The organism is Bacteroidota bacterium (assembly GCA_021300195.1).
Classification (GTDB): Bacteria; Bacteroidota; Bacteroidia; order J057; family JAJTIE01; genus JAJTIE01.
In genome coordinates this window covers 1-20,309 of sequence record JAJTIE010000040.1, presented here as the reverse complement: position 1 = coordinate 20,309, position 20,309 = coordinate 1, and the positions used below count along the sequence as shown (strand labels likewise).

General features: G+C 58.9%; 19 protein-coding genes. 7 read left to right on the top strand and 12 right to left on the bottom strand.

Annotation, left to right across the window (positions count from 1 at the left end):
* The first annotated feature begins 545 nt into the window (after positions 1-545).
* The 3 genes from nadE to LW884_09370 are packed head-to-tail and all read left to right on the top strand — an operon-like array spanning position 546 to position 4,105.
* Positions 546-2,462: an NAD(+) synthase gene (gene nadE, locus LW884_09380; protein MCE3008537.1), complete on the top strand. Its 1,917-nt coding sequence runs from the start codon at positions 546-548 to the stop codon at positions 2,460-2,462.
* Between the two features lie 29 nt (positions 2,463-2,491).
* A complete protein-coding gene (locus LW884_09375; protein MCE3008536.1) occupies positions 2,492-3,301 on the top strand; it encodes an alpha/beta hydrolase in 810 nt (269 codons plus the stop codon).
* Positions 3,302-3,316: 15 nt separating this feature from the next.
* A complete protein-coding gene (locus LW884_09370; protein MCE3008535.1) occupies positions 3,317-4,105 on the top strand; it encodes an alpha/beta fold hydrolase in 789 nt (262 codons plus the stop codon).
* Here LW884_09370 and ytxJ read toward each other — a convergent pair.
* The 4 genes from ytxJ to LW884_09350 form a co-directional block, all read right to left on the bottom strand.
* Positions 4,068-4,496, bottom strand: a complete 429-nt coding sequence (gene ytxJ, locus LW884_09365; GenBank protein MCE3008534.1) for a bacillithiol system redox-active protein YtxJ — start codon at positions 4,494-4,496, stop codon at positions 4,068-4,070. The two genes, LW884_09370 and ytxJ, sit on opposite strands and share 38 nt — an antisense overlap.
* Before the next feature lie 129 nt (positions 4,497-4,625).
* Positions 4,626-4,766, bottom strand: a complete 141-nt coding sequence (locus LW884_09360; GenBank protein ID MCE3008533.1) for a hypothetical protein — start codon at positions 4,764-4,766, stop codon at positions 4,626-4,628.
* A gap of 310 nt (positions 4,767-5,076) precedes the next feature.
* Positions 5,077-5,940, bottom strand: a complete 864-nt coding sequence (tatC, locus tag LW884_09355; GenBank protein MCE3008532.1) for a twin-arginine translocase subunit TatC — start codon at positions 5,938-5,940, stop codon at positions 5,077-5,079.
* A 22-nt stretch (positions 5,941-5,962) separates the two neighbouring features.
* Complete coding sequence (locus LW884_09350; protein MCE3008531.1) at positions 5,963-7,474, bottom strand: hypothetical protein; 1,512 nt, start codon at positions 7,472-7,474, stop codon at positions 5,963-5,965.
* Positions 7,475-7,599: 125 nt separating this feature from the next.
* Between LW884_09350 and LW884_09345 the strand changes: the two genes are divergently transcribed.
* A complete protein-coding gene (locus LW884_09345) occupies positions 7,600-8,826 on the top strand; it encodes a bifunctional 3,4-dihydroxy-2-butanone-4-phosphate synthase/GTP cyclohydrolase II (protein MCE3008530.1) in 1,227 nt (408 codons plus the stop codon).
* A 25-nt stretch (positions 8,827-8,851) separates the two neighbouring features.
* Complete coding sequence (gene uvrC / locus LW884_09340; protein MCE3008529.1) at positions 8,852-10,669, top strand: excinuclease ABC subunit UvrC; 1,818 nt, start codon at positions 8,852-8,854, stop codon at positions 10,667-10,669.
* Positions 10,670-10,692: 23 nt separating this feature from the next.
* Here uvrC and LW884_09335 read toward each other — a convergent pair whose 3' ends face one another.
* Both LW884_09335 and LW884_09330 read right to left on the bottom strand, forming a co-directional pair.
* A complete protein-coding gene (locus LW884_09335; GenBank protein ID MCE3008528.1) occupies positions 10,693-11,313 on the bottom strand; it encodes an HAD family phosphatase in 621 nt (206 codons plus the stop codon).
* A 55-nt stretch (positions 11,314-11,368) separates the two neighbouring features.
* Positions 11,369-11,941, bottom strand: coding sequence for an NUDIX hydrolase (locus LW884_09330; protein ID MCE3008527.1), 573 nt, complete (start codon positions 11,939-11,941; stop codon positions 11,369-11,371).
* A gap of 89 nt (positions 11,942-12,030) precedes the next feature.
* Here LW884_09330 and LW884_09325 point away from each other — a divergent pair, with 89 nt between their 5' ends.
* A complete protein-coding gene (locus LW884_09325) occupies positions 12,031-12,801 on the top strand; it encodes a TatD family hydrolase (GenBank protein MCE3008526.1) in 771 nt (256 codons plus the stop codon).
* Here LW884_09325 and LW884_09320 read toward each other — a convergent pair.
* The 6 genes from LW884_09320 to LW884_09295 form a co-directional block, all read right to left on the bottom strand.
* Positions 12,781-13,659 carry a prolyl oligopeptidase family serine peptidase gene (locus LW884_09320; protein ID MCE3008525.1) on the bottom strand — a complete coding sequence of 293 codons (879 nt, stop codon included), beginning with the start codon at positions 13,657-13,659 and terminating at the stop codon, positions 12,781-12,783. The genes LW884_09325 and LW884_09320 overlap by 21 nt on opposite strands.
* A gap of 76 nt (positions 13,660-13,735) precedes the next feature.
* Positions 13,736-14,080: an RNA-binding protein gene (locus LW884_09315; GenBank protein ID MCE3008524.1), complete on the bottom strand. Its 345-nt coding sequence runs from the start codon at positions 14,078-14,080 to the stop codon at positions 13,736-13,738.
* A 246-nt stretch (positions 14,081-14,326) separates the two neighbouring features.
* Positions 14,327-15,025, bottom strand: coding sequence for a CoA transferase subunit A (locus LW884_09310; GenBank protein ID MCE3008523.1), 699 nt, complete (start codon positions 15,023-15,025; stop codon positions 14,327-14,329).
* The gene (locus tag LW884_09305) at positions 15,022-15,348 is read right to left on the bottom strand and encodes a hypothetical protein (protein MCE3008522.1); all 327 of its coding nucleotides are present in this window, start codon (positions 15,346-15,348) and stop codon (positions 15,022-15,024) included. Before LW884_09305 ends, LW884_09310 begins: the two co-directional genes overlap by 4 nt.
* Before the next feature lie 50 nt (positions 15,349-15,398).
* Positions 15,399-17,426 (bottom strand): NAD-dependent DNA ligase LigA, encoded by a 2,028-nt coding sequence (gene ligA / locus LW884_09300; protein ID MCE3008521.1) that lies wholly within the window; start codon positions 17,424-17,426, stop codon positions 15,399-15,401.
* Positions 17,427-17,527: 101 nt separating this feature from the next.
* Positions 17,528-18,319 carry a class I SAM-dependent methyltransferase gene (locus LW884_09295; protein ID MCE3008520.1) on the bottom strand — a complete coding sequence of 264 codons (792 nt, stop codon included), beginning with the start codon at positions 18,317-18,319 and terminating at the stop codon, positions 17,528-17,530.
* Between the two features lie 155 nt (positions 18,320-18,474).
* Here LW884_09295 and LW884_09290 point away from each other — a divergent pair, with 155 nt between their 5' ends.
* Positions 18,475-20,271: a hypothetical protein gene (locus LW884_09290; GenBank protein MCE3008519.1), complete on the top strand. Its 1,797-nt coding sequence runs from the start codon at positions 18,475-18,477 to the stop codon at positions 20,269-20,271.
* Positions 20,272-20,309 lie beyond the last annotated feature (38 nt).

The following is a 20,309-nucleotide window of genomic DNA, read 5'->3' as shown; positions in this document are numbered from 1 at the left end:
GTGGTGTACACCACTGCCCTGAGTGCCAGTGGTACCACCACCAGCCTGCAGCTACCCAGCCTGCCCGCAGGCCTGTACAGCGTGCAGATAGCCGGAGCCACTGGCACCTATAGCGGCAAGCTGAGTGTGCAGTAGGCTAGCTAGTAGCTTCTGACTGAATGAAAAAAGCCCGTACGCAAGTGCGGGCTTTTTTTGTGCCGTGTATGTGCACAAGTGGCCGCGCCAAAAAGGTGATCGTAGGGCCCGGCAAGATTGTGAATGGGGGGTGTAGTGCCCGGCCAGGCGTACACCCGCCTCCAGGCCCGCCTTGTGTTCCACAAATGACTGTTTTTGGAACACAAAATCCGTAGCTTGTTTTTTATGGAACACAAATGAACCCATACGTTCCCAGGCCCCTGCCACCGGAGCACCTGCGGTATGATGGATTGCTGCAATCTGGGTACAGCTAGCTTCTCCCGTCATACCCCCCTTGCCTTCCGCCAGGCAGTAGGCCTTTTGGGGCCTCGCGGTAGGGGCCGCGCGGGGTTCCGCCCTATATTTGCAGGATGAGAAAAATACGTGTGGGCGGTGCGGCGCTCAATCAAACCCCGCTGGACTGGCCCGGAAACCGGCAGCGCATAGCTGCCGCACTGGCTGCCGCCCGGGCAGTGGGTGTGCAGCTGCTGTGCCTGCCCGAGCTGTGCATCAGCGGCTACGGCTGCGAGGATGCGTTCTTCCATCGCCACATTACCCACTATAGCCTACAGTCGCTGCTAGACCTGCTACCTGCCACCCGCGGGCTGGTGGTGGCCATGGGCCTACCCCTGCAGATAGAGGGGAACCTGTACAACTGTGCGGCCCTGTGCGCCGATGGCAGGCTGCTGGGCGTGTATGCCAAGCAGCACCTGGCCGGCGACGGCCTGCACTATGAGCCCCGCTGGTTCAAGCCCTGGCAGGGCGATAACCGCCTGTGGGAGCACCCCCTGCTGGCCGCGCCCATCGAGGTGGGCCCCCAGCTGATAGAGGTAGACGGCATCCGCATCGGCTTCGAGATTTGCGAAGATGCCTGGAGTGGCAACCGCGCAGGCATACAGCACTACCGGCAGGGTGTAGATGTCATCCTGAACCCCAGTGCCAGCCACTTTGCCTTTGGCAAAACCCACACGCGCCAGGCTTTTGTGCTGGAGGGCAGCCGGGCCTTTGGCTGTACCTATGTGCTGGCCAACCTGCAGGGCAATGAGGCCGGACGCAGCCTCTACGACGGCGAGGTGCTCATTGCCCAGTGCGGCCGCTGGTATGGGCAGAACCGCCGCTTCCAGTTTGGCGATTTCAGCCTTACCCACGCCATTATCGACCTGTACCAGCCCCGCACGCAGCGGCAGCGCCTGGCCAGCCACCCCAGCAGTGCCTGGGCACCGGTGCCCCAGGTGCAGGCCGATGTGCTGCTGCCCCTGGAAGAACCCAACACCCGCCCCCAGGTGCTAAGCACGCTGAGCAAGGAGGAAGAGCTGTACCAGGCGGTTACCCTGGGCCTATGGGACTATATGCGCAAAAGCCATAGCCGGGGCTTTGTGGTTTCGCTGAGCGGCGGGGCCGATAGTGCCGCCTGCGCCCTGCTGGCAGCGCGTGCCCTGCACGAGGCCAGGCAGGCACTGGGCGAGGAAGCCGCCTGTGCCCAGGCGGGGCTACACAGCCTGGAGGCCCACAGCCTGCTGCACTGTGTGTATCAGGCCACAGACAACAGCAGCGCCGACACCCTGGCCAGCGCCCAGGCCCTGGCCGAAAACTTGGGGGCACGCTTCCACCACTGGCAGGTGCAGCCCCTATACCAGCAGTATACCCAGCTGGCTGCCGATGCCCTGGGCCGCAGCCTGGACTGGCAAACGGATGACATAGCCCTGCAAAACATACAGGCCCGGCTGCGTGCGCCCGGCGCGTGGCTGCTGGCCAACCTGACCGGGGGCCTGCTGCTAAGCACCAGCAACCGCAGCGAGATAGCCGTGGGCTATGCTACCATGGACGGCGATACGGCGGGCGGCCTGGCCCCCATAGCGGGACTGGACAAGGTCTACCTGCGCAAATGGCTGCGCTGGGCCCAGCAGGCCCTGCAGCTGCCCGGCCTGGCAGCCGTGAACGCCATGGCCCCCACTGCCGAGCTGAGGCCCCCTGCCCGGCGCCAAACCGACGAAGAAGACCTGATGCCCTACCCCCTGCTGGATGCCATAGAGCGTGCAGCCTGGGTGGAGGGCCTGCCCCCCCTACAGGTATACCAGAGCCTGCTGGGCGGCAGCTGGACCGAACAGCAGCTGCGCCAGGGCATTGTACGTTTCTTCCGGCTATGGAGCCGAAACCAGTGGAAGCGAGAACGCTACGCCCCCGGATTCCACCTGGATAGCCACAACCTGGACCCCCGTAGCTGGTATCGACACCCCATACTGAGCGGCGGCTGGGAGCAGGAACTGAGGGAACTGGAAGAGGTATGAACCTGAAACCTGCATGTACACTCGGGCTTATGCTTTCTATCCTGCTCTCGGGTTGCTCGTTTCGTATCTCGGACCGAAAAGCACAGCGCCTATACCCGCAGTTGCGGGCAGAGACGAATACCCAGCAGCAGGTGCCGCTGCACTATGTGCGGCTGGGAGATACCACCCGGCCCCTGCTGGTCTACATACATGGTAGCCCGGGCAGCTGGAAGGATGCCCTGCACTATATGCAGCAGGCTTCCCTGGCCGAGGCCTTTGAGCTGGTAGCTATTGATCGGCCCGGCTTTGGCTACTCGGGCCGCTGGCGCCGTGGCTATACACTGGCCCAGCAGGTGCAGCTACTACTGCCACTCATCCGCCGGCTGAAGGGCAACCGTCCCCTGTACCTGATGGGCCACTCCTATGGAGGGCCAGTAGCCGCTGCCCTGGCGGCAGAGCTGGGTACCGAGGTGCAGGGGGTGGCCCAGCTGGCTGGTGCCCTGGACCCCGCACAGGAAAAACCCGAACGCTGGCGAAAATTCTTTCTCGGCGCACGCTGGCTGCTGCCCGGGGCCCTGCCGCAGAGCAACGGCGAACTGTGGTGGCTAAAAAAGGAGCTGTACGACCTGCAGCCCCGGCTGGCGCATATTACCTGCCCCGTCCTCCTCTTTCATGCGCACGACGATGTGCTGGTGCCCTACGCAAATGTAGCTTATATGCAGCAGCACATCCCGCATACCCTGCTGTACGCTTTTGAGGATGGCAATCACTTCTTGCATGTGAATCAGGTACCCGAGATCAGTAGGCTGCTGGCCTGGCACTGGGCCCGGATACTGAGCCCAAAGCTATCTTCCCCATAGGCCGCTTCGATACCCATGAGTCACCACCTATTTGTAGCGGGTATAGACACGCACTACCACCTGATGGGTGCCGGCCCGCCGGTGGTGCTGCTGCATGGGTTTACGGAGAGCGGAGCGGTGTTTAGGCCGGTGCGCCCGGCACTGACGGGCTACCGGCTGCTATGCCCCGACCTGCCGGGGCACGGGCACAGCACCCTGGCACCCGGCTACACCCGCCTGGAGGACTATGCCAGCTGGCTGCACCAGCTGCTGGAGGTGCTGGGTATAGAGGCACCCGTGCTAATAGGCCATAGCATGGGCGGCTATGTGGCACTGGCCTATGCCGAGGCCTATCCGGTGTCGGGCCTGGCACTGTGGCACAGCACCGCCTATGCCGACGCACCCGAGCGGCGCATAAACCGCGAGCGGGGTGCTGCATTTGTACTACAGCATGGCGTGGGCCGCTATGTGGCGGGCATGATACCGCAGCTTTTCCCTACCGACGCAGACCAGCATGTGCAGGAGGTGCTGCACCTGGCCCGGCAGACCAGTCAGCAGGGCATTGTGCAGGCCCTGGGTGCCATGCGAGACCGGCCCAACAGGCTGGCGGTGCTGCAGCGGCTGGCGGCACCCGTGCTGTTTCTGCACGGGAAACGAGACCGCATCATACCGCAGGTGGATATAGAAGAGCAGGCTACAGCCGTGGGGCCGCATGCGCGGCTGCACGTGCTGCCCCAGGTGGCCCACATGGGCATGTATGAAGACCCCGATGCCTGCGCCCGGGTGCTCAACTCCTTCCTGGCCGACTGCTATCCAGACCGCTAGACCCCTGGGCTTGTGCCTGGGCGGCCTGCTCCATCAGCTCCTGGGCTTGTACCTCGTAGTGGCTCTGGTCTAGCACCGCCTCGCCCCGATAGATGAGGATTGCCTGCGGACTCTGGTGGTATACCTGGTAGCTTGTTGCTATCGCATTGCTCAGCTCGCGGTGGGCAATCAGGTCCAGGTAGTGCAGGTCCATCCGCTCCAGCAGGTCTGCGCTACAGGCCTGTAGCCGCGCATATGCCACGTGGCTGATGGAGCAGCGCACACTGTGCTTGAAAATAAGCTGGGGACGCTCATTGCTGGCCGCGTCCAGTGCCAGTAGTTGATCCGGGCTGCTCAGCACCCGCCAGCCAGCCACCGTAGGCTCTTGTTTTCTTTCTCTGGATCCAAACATATGTATGGACGGCTAGGATGCCCCAGCGGGAACAGGCAGGGCAAGACGCTTGCTCTCTGTGCCGGATTCCCTGGATTGGTAAATGAAATCTGATATGCCTCGTACTAGCAAGGCTCCGACCCGGTTATCCTAGCGGGCATGATTGCCCGGGCGGTTGCAGCTGTGGCCGCCACTAAACTGCTGCTGCATGGCTGTGCAGCCGGATAAAACTGCTGCCGCTAGCAAAAACAGGCAGGCAAAGGCAAGGTGCTTTTTCAGGGGAGTTTTCATACCGAATCGTGTAGTTGTGTTTGACCAGGCGTTACTTTACTAATACGACCCTGCTGCTCGCTATCGTATACGATGCACGCCTAAGGTCGATCTATTTTGTGGTTATTGGTGCGGATGCAGTGCCTCTGCATCCCCGAGCCCGTGCCGCAGGCATGGAGTAGGACGGAAAACAGGCCTGCTAGTAGTACGATGCGAAAGGTTCTGCTCATGGACAACAGGGTGGGGAACAAATGAGTGCCAACGGCAACAGGTAAAGGTAGTTTTTTGGGGTCGAAAATCAAACTGTCTTTTGCTCAGTTTCTGCCCCGCATCAGGCTTCGTTGCTCATGAAGGCCTCGTGTGCTGCCTTGCTGCGTTTCTGGTTTCTGCCTACGATCAAGATGCTTACCTCGTACAGGACGATGATCGGCAGGGCCAGCAGCAGCTGCGAGAGTGCGTCGGGCGAGGGAGTGAGGATGCCCGCTACAATGACGATGACGACCAGTGCGTGGCGGCGGTACCTGCGCATTAGGCGCGGGTGCAGGATGCCCAGCCGGCTGAGCACCCAGGCCACCACCGGCATCTGGAACAGTAGCCCCCCTGCCAGGCAGAACAGGGTGATGAGGCTCACCACATCTCCTATCCGCCAGATGTTTTGCACCTCGTCCATCACTGTGAAATTGGCCAGGAAGCGGAAGGTGAAGGGCAGGATAACGAAGTAGGTGAAGGCCACCCCCAGGAAAAAGAGAAAAGAAACCACCCCAACAGCCCCACGGGTGGTACGGATCTCCTTACGGCTAAGGCCCGGGCGGATGAAGCGCCACAGCTCCCACACCACATAGGGGAAGGCCACCACCAGCCCCCCCACCAGCCCGATCTGGATGGCCTTGCTAAACTGCTCGGTGGGGCTGGTGGCCTGAAACTGAATCGGGCCGATATACTTCCCGGCGGCGCACAGGTCGGCATCCAGCTGGCAGGCCAGCCGGTTGGTGGGGAAGTCAGTCCGCATGGGCCCCAGTACCACATAGTCCATCAGGTCTCGCAAAAAGAAGAACATCCCCACCATGAGCACGGCCACCACGAGGAACATGCGTATCAGGTGCCACCGAAGCTCCTCCAGGTGGCCAATAAAGGACATTTGCTTCTGGTGCGCCTCTTCGGGCTGGTCTAGCGGCGTAGGCTGTATGACGGGCATGGTGCGAAAAACTGCTGCAAACCTAGGGCAGGCCCTTAATGTGCGTTAGCGTATATTCGTTTCGGCCAGGAGAACCCAGGCCGAGCAAAAGTAAGCGATCCGTAGCGGTTTGTGCACTGCGCTGGGTGAAAAAAAACAGGTTTCCGCTGCTATTGTCCAGCAGCTCCTTGTCCAGGTGCTCGCCTGTTTCCAGGTTTATGCTGCTCAGCATCAGTTTGCCCGTGCCGCCCACATCGCTCATGTAGGCCAGGTGCAGAAACAGGTTGGTAAGGGCAGGGGTGTAGCCTATGCGGCCGCTGCTGTAGTCGGTCTGGTTCTTGGCCACCGCGCTTGCCCAGTTCAGCTTGCTGCTATTGGCTTGCAGGCTCAGGGCAGCCACGTCCTTTCGCACATACACGCGCCCGGTGGGCTTGGGCTTATCATACTGCTGCTCCATCATCAGCAGCAGCTGGTCTCCGGTGTAGTGGGTGCGGAAGTCGCCAAAGCGGGCACCTTCCGCTGTTTCGGCGGCATAGCGTTTCACAAATTCATCGGGCAGGGGGGCCTCCAGGCGGGCGGTTTCCAGCAGCAGCTGGGTGGCCATGTTCAGCTGCACGTAGCCCAGCTGGCTCCAGTACAGCAGTTTTCCGTTTTCATTCAGGCGCATGGGCAGGCCTTTGTCGGCCTCGCCCAGCAGGGCAGTGGCCATCAGCTGCCCCAGTTCGTTTGTTTCCAGCTGCACCGTGTGGCAGTAGTGCCCGGGTAGTGCCAGGCGGCGCTGGGTCCAGCCCCGGGTTTTCCAGTCGTAGCGCAGCACAATAGGCCCGTAGGCGGTATCGGCCACTGTCCCGGTGGGGCTCTCGTCTACCAGCGCCAGGTACAGGTTGCCATTGCCGTCCACCGCTGCGTCGCACACCCCCCTCCGGCCCAGGGTGTGGGGCACATTCAGCTCTTCGGTCCACAGCCGGCGGCCCTCCAGGCTGAATACGCTGGCATGGTAGCTGCGGCTTTTGGCCGATGCGCCCGGCTCGTAGCCCAGCCAGGCCAGATACTGCTTTTTGGCATCGGTATACAGGTAGTCGGCATAGTCGCCCAGGTTCTTGCGGGCCGGGCTTAGGTACTGCTGGCGCCCCATCAGCTGGCCGCTGAGGTTGAAAAACTGAATGGAGGTAGCCGGGTCCTTCACGGCCGTGCGGCCTACCACGGCCAGCTGCTGGCCGCCCGCTATCACCCGGATGGGTTCCATTTTGGGGTCGTTCGCCACGCGTATGGGCACCGCCCAGGCCTCTGTATATTCCTCGGCCCCTTGTACATACTGGGGCTTTACACTCTGCAGGTAGTAATCGCTGGTGGCTTTTCCGGGCCCCTCTGGCCAGTACTCTATGTAGTAGAAGCGTCCGTCTGCTACGGGGGCAAAGGCTACGGGCGGATACCCAACCTTCTGCAGGTCGTACGCCACCGGGTAGCGCACCCAGCCTACCTGCTGTGCACAGGCCGGATGCACCCAGCCGAATGCCAAAAGTAAAAGGCCCGCAATGGGCTGCGTAATTTTCATCTTTCCTTTCATCTGGTAGTACAGGCCGGAAGATAAGAGAAAGCTGCCAAACACAGGCAGCCGGCACACTGCCAGTTGGCACATTTAGCCCTACCTTTGTGTTTGTCAAATAAACCCTACATCCCATGCTAGACCGTATTGAAGATGCCATAGAGGACATTCGCCTGGGCAAGATGATCATCGTGGTGGACGATGAGAACCGGGAGAATGAAGGCGATTTTCTGATGGCTGCCCAGCATATCACCCAGGCCGACGTGAACTTTATGGCCAAAGAGGGACGGGGGCTTATCTGTGTGGGGATGACAGAGGAGCGCTGCAACGAGCTGGAGCTGGAGATGATGGTGAGCCGGAACAACGCCATGCACCATACCAACTTTACCGTAAGTGTAGACTACCTGAAGGATGGCGTAACCACGGGCATCAGTGCCTACGACCGCTACCGCACCATACAGGCCCTGATAGACCCCGCCACCCGGCCCGACGAGCTGGGCCGCCCGGGCCACGTGTTCCCCCTGAAGGCCCGAAAGGACGGGGTGCTGCGCCGCGCCGGCCACACCGAGGCTGCCATAGACCTGCCCCGCCTGGCCGGGCTGTATCCCGCTGGCGTTATCGTGGAGATCATGAATGAGGATGGCACCATGGCCCGCCTGCCCCAGCTGCGCCAGCTGGCTGACAAGCATGGCATGAAGCTCGTAAGCATTGAGGACCTGATCCAGTACCGGCTGAAGCAGGAGCGCCTGATAAGCCGCGAGGAAGTGGTGGATATGCCCAGCGAGCACGGGCACTTCCGGCTACATGCCTATCAGCACACCCATACCGGCGAGATCCACCTGGCTATGACCAAGGGCGAGTGGGGCCCAGACGAACCCGTGCTGGTGCGCGTGCACAGCAGCTGCGTAACCGGAGACATCTTCCACAGCTACCGCTGCGACTGCGGCGAGCAGCTGGCTGCCGCCCTGGAGATGATAGAAGCCGCAGGCAAGGGCGTAGTGCTGTACATGAATCAGGAAGGCCGTGGTATAGGCCTGCTGAATAAGCTGAAAGCCTACAAGCTGCAGGAGCAAGGCTATGACACCGTGGAGGCCAACCTGAAGCTCGGATTCAAGATGGACCAGCGCGAGTATGGAATAGGAGCGCAGATACTGCGAGACCTGGGTGTGCGCAAGATGCGCCTGCTGACCAATAACCCCCGAAAGCGGGCCGCCCTGCTGGGCTACGACCTGGAGATTGTGGAGCAAATACCCATAGAAATGACCGCCAACCCCCACAATGCCCGCTACCTGCAAACCAAGCGCGACAAAATGGGCCACCAGATCCTGAATGGCAGCCTGCCCGAAAACCACGAGCAGTAAACCACCCCATCCTGTGCTCGGCTAGATGGAATCCGTAGAAGACATCCGAAAAAGCCTGCCCGAGCAGCCCGGTGTGTACAAATACTACGATCGGGAGGGGAAACTGCTGTACATAGGCAAAGCCAAAAGCCTGAAAAAACGGGTAAACAGCTACTTTACCAAAACCCACCCCGACTACAAGACCCAGCTACTGGTGCGCCAGATAGCCTACATCCAGTATGTAGTAACCAACAACGAATTGGAGGCCCTGCTGCTGGAGAATAGCCTGATAAAAGAACATCAGCCCAAATACAACATCGACCTGAAGGATGGCAAGAGCTATCCCTACATCTGCATCAAAAACGAGCGATTCCCCCGTGTATTCAGTACCCGGCAAAAAACCAGGGACGGCAGCAGCTACTACGGCCCATACCCCAGCGTGGGCACTATGCGGGCTCTGCTGCGCTTTCTGCACGACAATTTCCAGCTGCGTACCTGCAAATACAATTTGAGCGCCGCAAACATTGCCGCCGGCAAGTTTCGTCCTTGCCTGGAGTACCACATTGGCCGCTGCAAGGCACCCTGTGTGGCCCTGCAGGCCGAGGATGACTACAACGCGAACATCCGGCAGGTGCGGCAGGTGCTGCGTGGCAGCTTTGGCCGGGTATTGGCCGAGCTGAAGGAGCAGATGAATGAGGCCGTGGAGCAGCTGCAGTACGAGCGGGCCCACTACCTGAAAATCCGGATGGAGCAGCTGCAAAAGCACAAACAAAAGAGCACCATCGTGAGTGAGCAGGTGCACAACGTGGAGGTGTTTACCGTAGCGCGGCAGGATAAGCTAACGGTAGTAAACCACTTCAAGATGCAGAGTGGCTCCATCATCACCACCCATGCCTTCGATAGCTGGGACAAGCATGGCGAAGACCTGAGCGAGGTGCTGACCGCCGCCATCCTGCGGGTGGCAGCCGAGGATGAGGATTTCCATCCCCACATCCTGGTAAATGTGCTGCCCAGCCCCGACGAACTGCCCGCTACCTGCCAGGCACAGGTGCCCGAGCGCGGCGATGAGCGCAAGATTGTGGAGCTGGGCCTGAAAAACTGCGAGGTGCTGCTGGAAGAAAAACTGCAACGCAAGTATGAGCAGCGCGCCAACGACCCCCAGCAGCGCCTGCTGCGCCGTGCCATGGAAGACCTGAAGCTGGCCCGGCTGCCCTACCACATCGAGTGCTTTGACAATAGTAACATACAGGGCTATGCCCCCGTTAGCAGCTGCGTAGTATTCCGGAATGGCCGACCCGCCAAGCGCGACTACCGTGTGTACAACATCCGCACCGTAGAGGGGCCAGACGACTTTGCCAGCATGCGCGAGGTGGTATACCGCCGCTACCGCCGCCTGCTGGAAGAAGAAAAACCCCTGCCCGACCTGGTGCTGATAGACGGGGGGAAGGGCCAGCTGAGCCATGCCCTGGAGGCCCTGGAGGAACTGGGCCTGCGCGGCCAGCTGCCCATCCTGTCCATAGCCAAGCGGCTGGAGGAGATATACTACCCCGACGACCCGGTGCCCCTGTATATCGATAAGAAAAGCCCCACCCTGCGCCTGCTGCAGCAGCTGCGAGACGAGGCACACAAAACTGCCATAGAATACCACCGCAAGAAACGGGACGAGAAGACCCTGAAGACCGAGCTGACCGAGATAGCGGGCATAGGCCCCGGAACGGCCAAGAAGCTATTGAGCCATTTTCGCAGCCTGAAAAAGGTGAAGGAGGCCAGCCTGAACGAACTGATACCCGTGGTGGGCGAGGCCAAGGCCGAGGCGGTGCATAGGCACTACCAGGCCTATCGGGCGGCGCAGCGGGCAGGCTAGTGCCACGGCTGTGCACCGGCCGGCTAGCCGAACAGCGTCTCGAGCACCTGCGGCTGGGTAAGGTGCAGGGTGTGCAGGCCCAGCTGCCGTGCAGTGGCTATGTTTTCGGCATTGTCTTCTATAAAGAGCACCTCGCTGGGCTGTACGCCCATCTGGGCCAGTGCCTGCTGGTAGATGGTGGGCTCGGGCTTTCGGCTGCCTAGCTCATAGCTCAGGAATAGCCGCTCCATCAGGGCAAAGGTGGGCTGCATAGCCGCCCGGAATGCCTGGTAGTGGATGGCATTGGTATTGCTTAGCAGGGCGGTGCGGTAGCGGCTCCCTGCCTGCTGTACCGCCCGGTGTGCCCAAGGGAAGGGCTGCAGCAGCACCTGGTTCCACGCGTGGTCAAAGGCCTCGTCTGCCACCGCTACGCCAAAGTGTGTCATGGCCCCCCGGCGTAGGTCCTCCGGGCTTAGGCTGCCCCGCTCAAAGTCCAGAAACAGCGCCTCCTGGGCGTGGATGTCAAAACGAACCACCTGGTCGCCCCCACCCAGCAGTTCCGTCAGGGCCTTTTGCGTACGGCCAGGGTCTATCTCCAGCAGTACCCCGCCCAGGTCAAAAAAGATGGTGGTTACACCGTTTGGGATAGAAAATAATGAAGCCATGTGGGTGAATGGGGCGTAATGGAATGTGGGGCTGCAAAGATACGCCTGCCCATGTTTACAAGCGCAAGCTGCCCTCCAGCAGCAGCAGCTTTAGCCGCAGGATGCCGGCTACGGCCAGGCTATCAGTTATCTCGGCCCGCAGCACCATCTGGTAGGCCTCCTCAAAGGGGAGCCTGCGCAGCTGCAGCACCTCTGTCTCCTCTGGTGCCCAGCTGCCCTCGGTTAGGCCCGTGGCCAGGTATACATAGCCCACCTCATCGGATACCGAATTGCTCAGGTGGGTGGTTACCAGCAGTTGCAGGTTTTGCGCCTCCAGTCCGGTCTCTTCCTTCAGCTCGCGGCGTGCACTCTCCTCGGGGGAGATGCCCATTGGCCCCCCGCCCTCGGGTATCTCCCAGCTGTACTGCCCCAGGGGGTAGCGGTACTGCCCCACCAGCCAGGTATAGCCTGCCGCATCCAGGGGGATGATGCCAATGGCCAGGTTTTTGAAGTGTACCGTGCCATAGATGCCCGGCTTGCCTGCCGGGTTCAGTACCTGATGCTCGGTGAGCTGGATCCAGGGATTTTCGTACGCTACCCGGCTGCTCAGGGTCTGCCAGGGGTTTTTTTCTTCGGGGGGAGTAGACATGGTGTGCGGGTGTGCGCAGGGCTGCGATTGGCCCAAAGTTCGGCATTCGTAGGCGAACCCGCTATTTTTTTGCTTCTTTTGCCGCTACCATGAAGCTGATTGATACCCATGCCCACCTCTTCAGCCACCAGTTTGACGCGGACCGGCATGCAATGGTGGGCCGTGCGCTACAGGTGTGCAGCCACCTGCTACTGCCCAATATAGACGAAACTACGATAGCCAGCATGAATGCCCTGGCCGCTGCCTATCCGGGCCACTGCCTGCCCACAGTGGGGCTGCACCCCACGTATGTGGCGGCAGACTATCCGCGCCAGCTGGCCCTGCTGGAGGCAGAGCTGGAACGGGGGGGCTACTATGGGGTGGGGGAGACGGGCCTGGACCTGTACTGGGATAAAACCAGCCTGGCACGCCAGCAGGAAAGCCTGGCCGAGCACATCCGCTGGGCCAGGCACTACCAGCTGCCGCTCATCCTGCACACCCGCTCGGCCAACGAGGAGACGCTGCGGCAGATAGAGGCAGCGCAGGATGGCAGCCTGCGGGGGGTATTCCACTGCTTCAGCGGCACGGCCGAGGAGGGCAAGCGCATGATTGCCGCTGGCTTTCACCTGGGTATAGGCGGCACGCTGACGTACAAGCGCAGCGAGCTGCCCGCTGTGCTGCCCGAGCTGGACCCCGCCTGGCTGGTGCTGGAGACAGACAGCCCCTACCTGGCCCCGGTGCCCTACCGTGGCAAGCGCAACGAGAGCGCGTACCTGGTGCATGTGGCCGAAAAGCTGGCCGAGGTGCTACAGATGGACCGGCAGACCGTGGTGGAGCAGACCAGCCGGAATGCGCGTGCCCTATTTGACCTGCCCGCCTAGCTGCTGGCGGAAGAAGGCCAGGATGGCTTCGGTTTCGCTACTCCAGTAGGCATAGTCGTGCCCGGCCCCGCTGGCCGGATGCAGCACGGTGGCTACCCCCGCCCCTTGCCCCAGTGCGGCATGAAACTGCCGGGACTGTCCGGGGTCTATCACCCTGTCTGCCAGCCCATGGCCTATGTACACAGGGGTGCGCCAGCGGGCTGCGCGGCTCATGGGGTTTTCCAGGCTATCGGCCCAGCGGGCGGGGTGCTGGCTATAGGGCCCGTAGGTGGCGGTGCTAATGCGCTCCTGCGGCATGCTGGGCAGGTCGTAGTCTCCGCTCAGCAGGGCGACAGCTGCAAAGTAGCCCGGCCTATCCAGGCACAGCAGGCTGGCGCCGCGTGCGCCCGTGCTCAGCCCCATAACCAAGTTTTTTCCGCCAGGTGCTAGCACCCCATGCTGGCTTGCCAGGGTGTGGATCAGGGTGTCCCAGATCCAGGGTCGGGTGGCGTAGGCCCGGAAGTCGGCCCGCGTTTCCGGATAGATGCGCCAGGGGTAGAGGGTGCGGTGCATATCCGGTAGCACAAGCCGGTAGCCGGCTGCCCGGGCGGCCTGGCACAGCTGGGTGCGCTGGCACCAGTCCATGCGCCCATAGTTCCAGCCAGGCAGCACCAGCAGGTCTGCCCGCACAGGCCCCTCCGGTAGCAGGATGCTCACGGCCATACCGCCTATCTGTAGGGTAGTGTCCTGCTGCAGGGGGTACGGTATTTTGTTTGAAATGGGTGCGGCTGTGGGGGTGCTCGCATCGGTTGTGGGCTCTGCACAGGCCTGGAGCAGGAGGCTGGCCAATAGGGTGTTTAACAGGATACGGGGATTCATGCGTGGTAAAAAAATCAGGCACATAAAAAAAGGAGCCGTATTCGGCTCCTTTGGGTTTTCGAAAATAGTCTGGGGCTTACCAGCGGTCTCTTCCGCCGCCACCGCCACGGTTGTATCCACCACCGCCACCGCCGCCACGGTTGTATCCGCCGCCGCCACCGCCGCCACTACGGCTGTCCTCGCGTGGGCGGGCCTCGTTAATGCGGAGCTCGCGGCCCAGAAACTCGGTGCCGTTTAGCTGCTCCATCGCGCTGTTTGCCTCGCTTTCGTTGTTCATCTCAACAAAGGCAAACCCACGAGATTGGCGGGTTTCACGGTCCAGAATGATCTTCACCGAAGATACTTGACCAAAGGCGCTGAATAGATCGCGAACCTCATCTTCTGACGCTTTGTGCGACAGATTACCTACATAGATATTCATAGAAAAAAAATAAAGGAAGAAAAAAATACTAGAGTGGGAGAATGCTGTTTGTTACTAGGGCCTGCGTGGCGATACATGAAAAGGGTCAGGAATCTGTTGGAAGCCATCCGGCCCCATGTTGGCAATAAAGATACGAGCAAAAGGAATGCAAAAGCCAGGGAGTTTCAAAAAAAAGTGCAGGAAAAAAACGAGCGGGCCTACCTGGCTTTGTCCCCCGGCTGTGCCCATATCCGTACGGCACGCAGCCTAGCCCCGGCGCAGGGTGCGCTGCTCTATGCGTTTCTCATAGTTTGTACCCTGAAAGATGCGCTGCACATATACCCCGGGGGTGTGGATCTGGTTGGGGTCTAGCTGGCCTGCCGGCACCAGCTCTTCCACCTCCGCTATGGTGATCTTGCCTGCCGCGGCCATCATGGGGTTGAAGTTTCGCGCAGTGTGGTGGTATACCAGGTTGCCCGCCGTGTCGCCCTTCCAGGCCTTCACCAGCGCAAAGTCTGCGGTCAGCCCTTGCTCCAGTACATACATTTTTCCGTTGTAGGCTCGGGTTTCCTTGCCCTGGGCTACCTCGGTGCCGTAGCCTGCGGGGGTATAAAAGGCGGGGATGCCCGCCCCGCCTGCACGGATTCGCTCGGCCAGGGTGCCCTGGGGGATGAGCTCTACCTCCAGTTCTCCGCTCAGTAGTTGGCGTTCAAATTCCTCATTCTCTCCCACATAGCTGCTCATCATCTTTTTCACCTGGCGGGTTTTCAGCATCAGGCCTATGCCAAAGTCGTCCACCCCGGCATTGTTGCTGATGCACGTCAGGTTTCGAACGCCCATTTTCAGCAGGGCGCTTATGCAGTTTTCGGGTATGCCACACAGGCCGAAGCCCCCCAGCATGAGCACGGCCCCGTTGGGGATGTCTCGGGTGGCTGCTTCGGCATCTGCCACTACTTTGTTTATCATCGTGTTACGAGAAAAATTTCGAGTTCCAGCTTTCCCTTCTCAAAGCTTACGCGTAGGCGCTTGCCTTGGGTCAGGCTTTTTTCGAAGAAGAAATTATTGCTACCATCTGCTGCTACAGGGGTAATCAGTCCTTTTTTGAAGGCACCGCCCACAAAAAACTCGTGCACCTCTGCCTGGTAGTGTTTGCCTTCGGAGTAAAACTCGAGGGTTTGCGCCCCGCCGGTTATGTCTGCGGTATAGTCTTTGCCCGCATCGTCTATCAGCAGGACGCACTTGTGGGTCAGCTCGTCTTTGGTGACCCTTTTTTCGAACAGTATGGCCATAGTGGAGCAGCAGGGTTCTGTGCGCCTAAAGTTACAAAAAGCCTGGCCAGTTACAAGCTACTAGCGGGCGGATTGGGGGGGAGCATGGCTAGCAGGCTGCCTAGTGGTATAATGGAAACATTTAGCTGTTGTGCTTTTTCCAGCTTGGCCGGCCCCATGTTTTCTCCGGCTACCAGGTAGTCCAGTTTTTTGCTGATGCTCGTGGCATTTTGGCCCCCGTGCAGTTCGATGAGTTTTTTCAGCTCCTCGCGCTCGTAGCCCGCAAATACCCCGGATAGCAAAATGCGCTTGCCGGCCAGTGCCTGGCTCAGGTGTGCCTTGGCCTTGGCCCGGGTTTGCAGCCCCAGGGCCTTTAGCTGCTGGTACTGTGCGTAGTGGGCAGGGTGGGCAAACCACTGTACCAGGCTGTGGGCTATCTTTTGTCCTATTTCGTGCAGGGCCACTATTTCTTCTTCGCTGGCCTGTGCCAGGTCATCTATGCTGCCAAAATGCTGCAGCAGTTTCTCGGCCACGGTTTCGCCCACATGCCGGATGCCCAGGCCGAAGAGCAGGCGGCTGGCCGGCTGCTGTTTGCTGGCTTCCAGGGCCTGTATCAGGTTTTGGGCGCTTTTTTCGGCAAAGCGGTCCAGGGCTAGCAGCTGTGGCGGGCTTAGCAGGTACAGGTCTGCCGGCTGCCGCACCAGGCCTGCCTCTACCAGCTGGGCCACCACCTCCGTTCCTAGCCCGTCTATGTCCAAGGCTTTTCGGCTGGCAAAGTGCTCTATGCGGCCCTTCACCTGCGGTGGGCATGCCTCGTCGTTGGGGCAGTAGCAGCCCACCTCGCCTTCCGGCTTTGTCAGCGGGGTTCCACACTCGGGGCAGTGCAGGGGGGGCACCAGGGGGGGGGCTTTGGGGTCGCGCTTTTCTACCAGCACCCGTAGCACCTTGGGGATGATCTCGCCACTCTTGGCCACCACTACGTGGTCGCCCTCACGCAGGTCCAGGCGTTGTATCTCGTCGTAGTTGTATAGCGAGGCGCGCTTTACCGTAGTGCCTGCCAAGAGCACGGGCTGCAGGTTGGCCACGGGGGTAATGTAGCCGGTACGCCCTACCTGGTAGCTGATGTGCTGTAGCAGGGTTTCGGCTTCTTCGGCCTCATACTTGTAGGCTATGGCCCATCGGGGGCTCTTGGCAGTGCTGCCAGCCTCTTCGCGCTGGGCGATGCGGTCGGCCTTGATGACGATGCCGTCTGTTTCGAAGGGTAGGGTATAGCGCTTTTCACGCCACTTTTCTATATAGGCCTGCACGCCATCCAGGCTGTGCACGGCCTCGGTGTGTGGGCTTACATAGAAGCCCCAGCGGCGTAGTAGTGCCATGCGCTCCGCGTCCGAGTCGGGCAGTTCCTCGGCCTCGGCGGCGTAGTAGGCCGTGAAGTGTAGCCTGCGGCTGGCCACTATGGCGCTATCTTGCAGCTTAAGGGTGCCGCTGGTGGTGTTTCGGGGATTCATTAGGGCAGTTTCGCCCTGGGCTACGCGCTGGGCATTCAGCTCGTCAAAGTCCTCTCGGTGCATGTACACTTCGCCCCTTACCTCCAGGTAGGCGGGTGGGTGGGGGGTGTGCAGGCGCAGGGGCAGGTTGCGAATGGTGCGGATGTTGGCGGTAATGTCGTCTCCTGTTACGCCATTCCCACGGGTTATGCCGCGCCTCAGTTCGCCCTGCTCGTAGTGCAGGCTTAGGGCCACACCGTCTATCTTCAGCTGCAGCAGGTAGTCCAGCTGCGCCTGGCCCAGTATGCCCCTTAGCCGCTCGTCAAAGGCTTCCACTTCTTCCCATTCATAGCTGTTTGCCAGGCTCTTCATGGGCCGCAGGTGGGTGTATACGGGGAAGTTCCGGGTAATGGTGCCCCCTATGCGCTGGGTAGGGCTATTGGGGTTAGCCCACTGGGGGTATTGTTTTTCCAGCTGCTGTAGCTCCTCTAGCAGGGCATCAAACTGCCGATCGGATATCTCCGGTGCATCCTCCAGGTAGTACAGCCGGTTGTGGCGCTCCAGCTCCTGCTCCAGCAGGGCCATACGCGCTTTGGTATCCTGTGCGGGCATGCGGGTGTGGGCTTAGGTATCTCGCACAATGATAGCAAGGATTTGGCTTGGAAGCACCCGGTGCCGGGGGCACACAGCCAACTGGGCCATACCGCTGCCCGCTACTGCCCTTGTGGGTGCTGTACGCGGCAGATGGCGTAGGTGGAGAGGCCAGGCAGCCGCAGGCCGATTGTGCGCAGGGCCTGGCCCAGCCAGTAGTCCAGCTTGAGGCTGCCCAGTATAAGCCCGTGCAAAGGGCCGGGCCGGTAGGCCCCAGTGCCTCGTTCCGCGCTAGGCTGGCTGCCCTGCAGTTTCTGCAGGATGCGTGGCCCCAGTAGGGAGAAGAAGAAATAGCCGGAGCGATAAGGTATCCATCCGTTGGTCGCCAGGGTGCGGCATAGCTGCCGACGGGTGTAGCGCCGGTAGTGGTGTACAAACATATCGTGTGCACCGAAGAGCACTTGAAATGCAGGTACGGTAACCAGCAGCTGGGTGTGCGGGCCTATAAATGGCTGAGTGCGCAGTAGCTGCAAGAAGCCCTCGTGATCCGCTATGTGCTCCAGCACGTCCAGCAGCAGGATGCAGTCGGCCTGAAAACCATCGGGTATGTCGGCCATGTCTCTAAACACCACTATGGCTTTCCCTTCGTTGGCGAAGCGGGTGCGTAGCTGTTGTAGTTCGTCATCCGAAAAGGCAATGTCTACGGCTACAGCCGCCTCCCAGTGGGGGTGTGCGTTTAGCAGCTGCTCAATTACAAAGGCATCCCCGCTACCCAGATCTACCATCCGCTGCTGGTCTCCGGGCGGCATGTCTACCTTGCGCAGTAGATCCTTTAGTACAACTAGCCGTGCAAGCTCCCAGGGGTGGCGGGCAGCTACGGTTCCAGCCGTTAGACGTAGTTCTTTTAGGTCCATGTATTTTGTGCTGAAAAATAGTATAAAGATCTCAATTTTTTTAGAATAAAAATTTCGGTTATTTTGGCACTGTTATGAAGCTCGTTATAGTATCTTAACTTTTTTGCCTTTTAAAGTCAAATAATAATTCAAAAAAGAACCTGTAGTTTTGTGTCATGGATCTAAAATTATCAAAAAAATCAAGAATCAATTTGTCGCGTTTAAATGGAATTTTTTATTCTAATATCGGGCAACTAATTATTGCTGTAATTCTCATAATTCTTATCTATACGATCTATACATACCCTTTGATGACTAATCTGAATATGGTCATTGGAAGTTCGAATTATCAGCATGACAGTGGTAGTTATTATTGGACTAACTGGGCATTCGAGCAAGACTTAAAAGAGAATAATCCGCGTCTGTATTCCGATTGGGTCTTGTATCCGGATGGTGTGAATATGCTCCGGAATACCAGTAACTGGGTCATGAATTTATCGGCAATTCTATTTGATGAATATGCCATTGGTATGAACCTGTATCTGATTTTACATTTTATTCTTGCCAGTGCCGGAATCGTGTTGTTGGGCCGATATCTTAAGTTTCCTTTCATGTGGATACTGCTTATTGTTGTTTTCTTTAACTTCTATCCAGCCCGAATGGGTAGCTATTCTGCATCTCATTATAATTTGTTGAGTACCGGAATTGTTCCCTGGTTTGTGCTTTCATTGCTAAAGGGATTGCGTATTTATGAAAATGGTCTTGGTATTAGAATCAAGAGCATAGGGTATTTTCTGCTTTGCATATTATTGGTCTTCCTATCTATCTTGGTTGATTACGCTCCTACGGCATTCTTGCTCTATTTCTGTGTATTCTGGTATGTATATCATCGGTTTTCTCCAGCTTGGTACCGGCTCTCCAGGCCGAGACGAGCTGTTTTTTTGCTGTTGGTCTTTCTTGGTTTACATCTGCTTACATCGGTTTTTATCTCTTTGGGGCTTTCGCCTAGCGATGCCTACTGGTATCAGTCTGATTTATCTCACTACTTTTCTCCCGAACCCGGATTTCACCTCATTTATCATAGTTGGTTCCCAAATCTAAAGTGGGGCGGCGAACATGCTTTCGGTGTTTTTATGGGATATGGGGTTGCCCTACTGGTTGTATACCTGATATTTATATACAGGAAGTCTCCCCGAGTAGCTGCACCCTGGCTATTCATATCGTTGCTCTTTGTTCTTTTTACCTTACCCGAACTTTCTCTGTGGGGTTTCAAGCCAGGGTTGAATAGCCCAACTTCTTTTCTGCACTTTATACCGGTGCTGAAGCAGAATCGTGTTCCCTTTCGGCTACTACAAATGATGTGGCTCAGTCTGGGTATTGGACTAGCCTATATCGCCATGCAGGGATCCTGGATTCTCAAGCGGGCTTTGCCGCTGGTGGTCATGAGCCTTTGTTTTTTAGAGTGGATGCCCAATCCTGCTGCAATGCCAAAGCTGGATATGCGTACCCAGCCCGCCTTTATACAGGCTATTGCCAGGCAGCCGGGCAGGGTTATGCTTACTGTACCGCTGGGTGTTCGAGACGGTATGCGCCTGGAGGGAGAGTTTGATACCAATCTTATGCGGTATCAATACTTTTATCAGAAAAAACTACTCTCGGGATACATATCCCGCGTGCCGTCGGAGTTATTTGAAAGCCGCCTGGCAGACCCGGTATGGCGCTCGCTCATGGACTGGAGTAAAAACCCGGGTGCCACACCCCCCCCACCCACTGCGCAGCAGTGGCTGGCATTCGAGTCTAGATACAAGCCGGATTTGATTTGCGTCTATCCCCAGTATGCGTCCAGCCCCTTTATGGATTCTTTCATTCTGCTTATTCGCAGTCAGGGCTTTGAGCCTGTTCGCACCGTGGAGGGGTACCAGATTTGGGCGAAGGCTTCTGCTGACCCAGTCTCGCCGGTCTCGGCTCAGTAAGCTGCTTACCGGCGGAGGTGCTGTTTCCAGTTTTTGCT

Excerpts from the sequence above, each read along its gene's own strand:
- nadE (MCE3008537.1), top strand. The coding sequence starts at position 546 with ATGAGAAAAATACGTGTGGGCGGTGCGGCGCTCAATCAAACCCCGCTG.
- LW884_09375 (MCE3008536.1), top strand. The coding sequence starts at position 2,492 with ATGCTTTCTATCCTGCTCTCGGGTTGCTCGTTTCGTATCTCGGACCGA.
- LW884_09370 (MCE3008535.1), top strand. The coding sequence starts at position 3,317 with ATGAGTCACCACCTATTTGTAGCGGGTATAGACACGCACTACCACCTG.
- ytxJ (MCE3008534.1), bottom strand. The coding sequence starts at position 4,496 with ATGTTTGGATCCAGAGAAAGAAAACAAGAGCCTACGGTGGCTGGCTGG.
- LW884_09360 (MCE3008533.1), bottom strand. The coding sequence starts at position 4,766 with ATGAAAACTCCCCTGAAAAAGCACCTTGCCTTTGCCTGCCTGTTTTTG.
- tatC (MCE3008532.1), bottom strand. The coding sequence starts at position 5,940 with ATGCCCGTCATACAGCCTACGCCGCTAGACCAGCCCGAAGAGGCGCAC.
- LW884_09350 (MCE3008531.1), bottom strand. The coding sequence starts at position 7,474 with ATGAAAATTACGCAGCCCATTGCGGGCCTTTTACTTTTGGCATTCGGC.
- LW884_09345 (MCE3008530.1), top strand. The coding sequence starts at position 7,600 with ATGCTAGACCGTATTGAAGATGCCATAGAGGACATTCGCCTGGGCAAG.
- uvrC (MCE3008529.1), top strand. The coding sequence starts at position 8,852 with ATGGAATCCGTAGAAGACATCCGAAAAAGCCTGCCCGAGCAGCCCGGT.
- LW884_09335 (MCE3008528.1), bottom strand. The coding sequence starts at position 11,313 with ATGGCTTCATTATTTTCTATCCCAAACGGTGTAACCACCATCTTTTTT.
- LW884_09330 (MCE3008527.1), bottom strand. The coding sequence starts at position 11,941 with ATGTCTACTCCCCCCGAAGAAAAAAACCCCTGGCAGACCCTGAGCAGC.
- LW884_09325 (MCE3008526.1), top strand. The coding sequence starts at position 12,031 with ATGAAGCTGATTGATACCCATGCCCACCTCTTCAGCCACCAGTTTGAC.
- LW884_09320 (MCE3008525.1), bottom strand. The coding sequence starts at position 13,659 with ATGAATCCCCGTATCCTGTTAAACACCCTATTGGCCAGCCTCCTGCTC.
- LW884_09315 (MCE3008524.1), bottom strand. The coding sequence starts at position 14,080 with ATGAATATCTATGTAGGTAATCTGTCGCACAAAGCGTCAGAAGATGAG.
- LW884_09310 (MCE3008523.1), bottom strand. The coding sequence starts at position 15,025 with ATGATAAACAAAGTAGTGGCAGATGCCGAAGCAGCCACCCGAGACATC.
- LW884_09305 (MCE3008522.1), bottom strand. The coding sequence starts at position 15,348 with ATGGCCATACTGTTCGAAAAAAGGGTCACCAAAGACGAGCTGACCCAC.
- ligA (MCE3008521.1), bottom strand. The coding sequence starts at position 17,426 with ATGCCCGCACAGGATACCAAAGCGCGTATGGCCCTGCTGGAGCAGGAG.
- LW884_09295 (MCE3008520.1), bottom strand. The coding sequence starts at position 18,319 with ATGGACCTAAAAGAACTACGTCTAACGGCTGGAACCGTAGCTGCCCGC.
- LW884_09290 (MCE3008519.1), top strand. The coding sequence starts at position 18,475 with ATGGATCTAAAATTATCAAAAAAATCAAGAATCAATTTGTCGCGTTTA.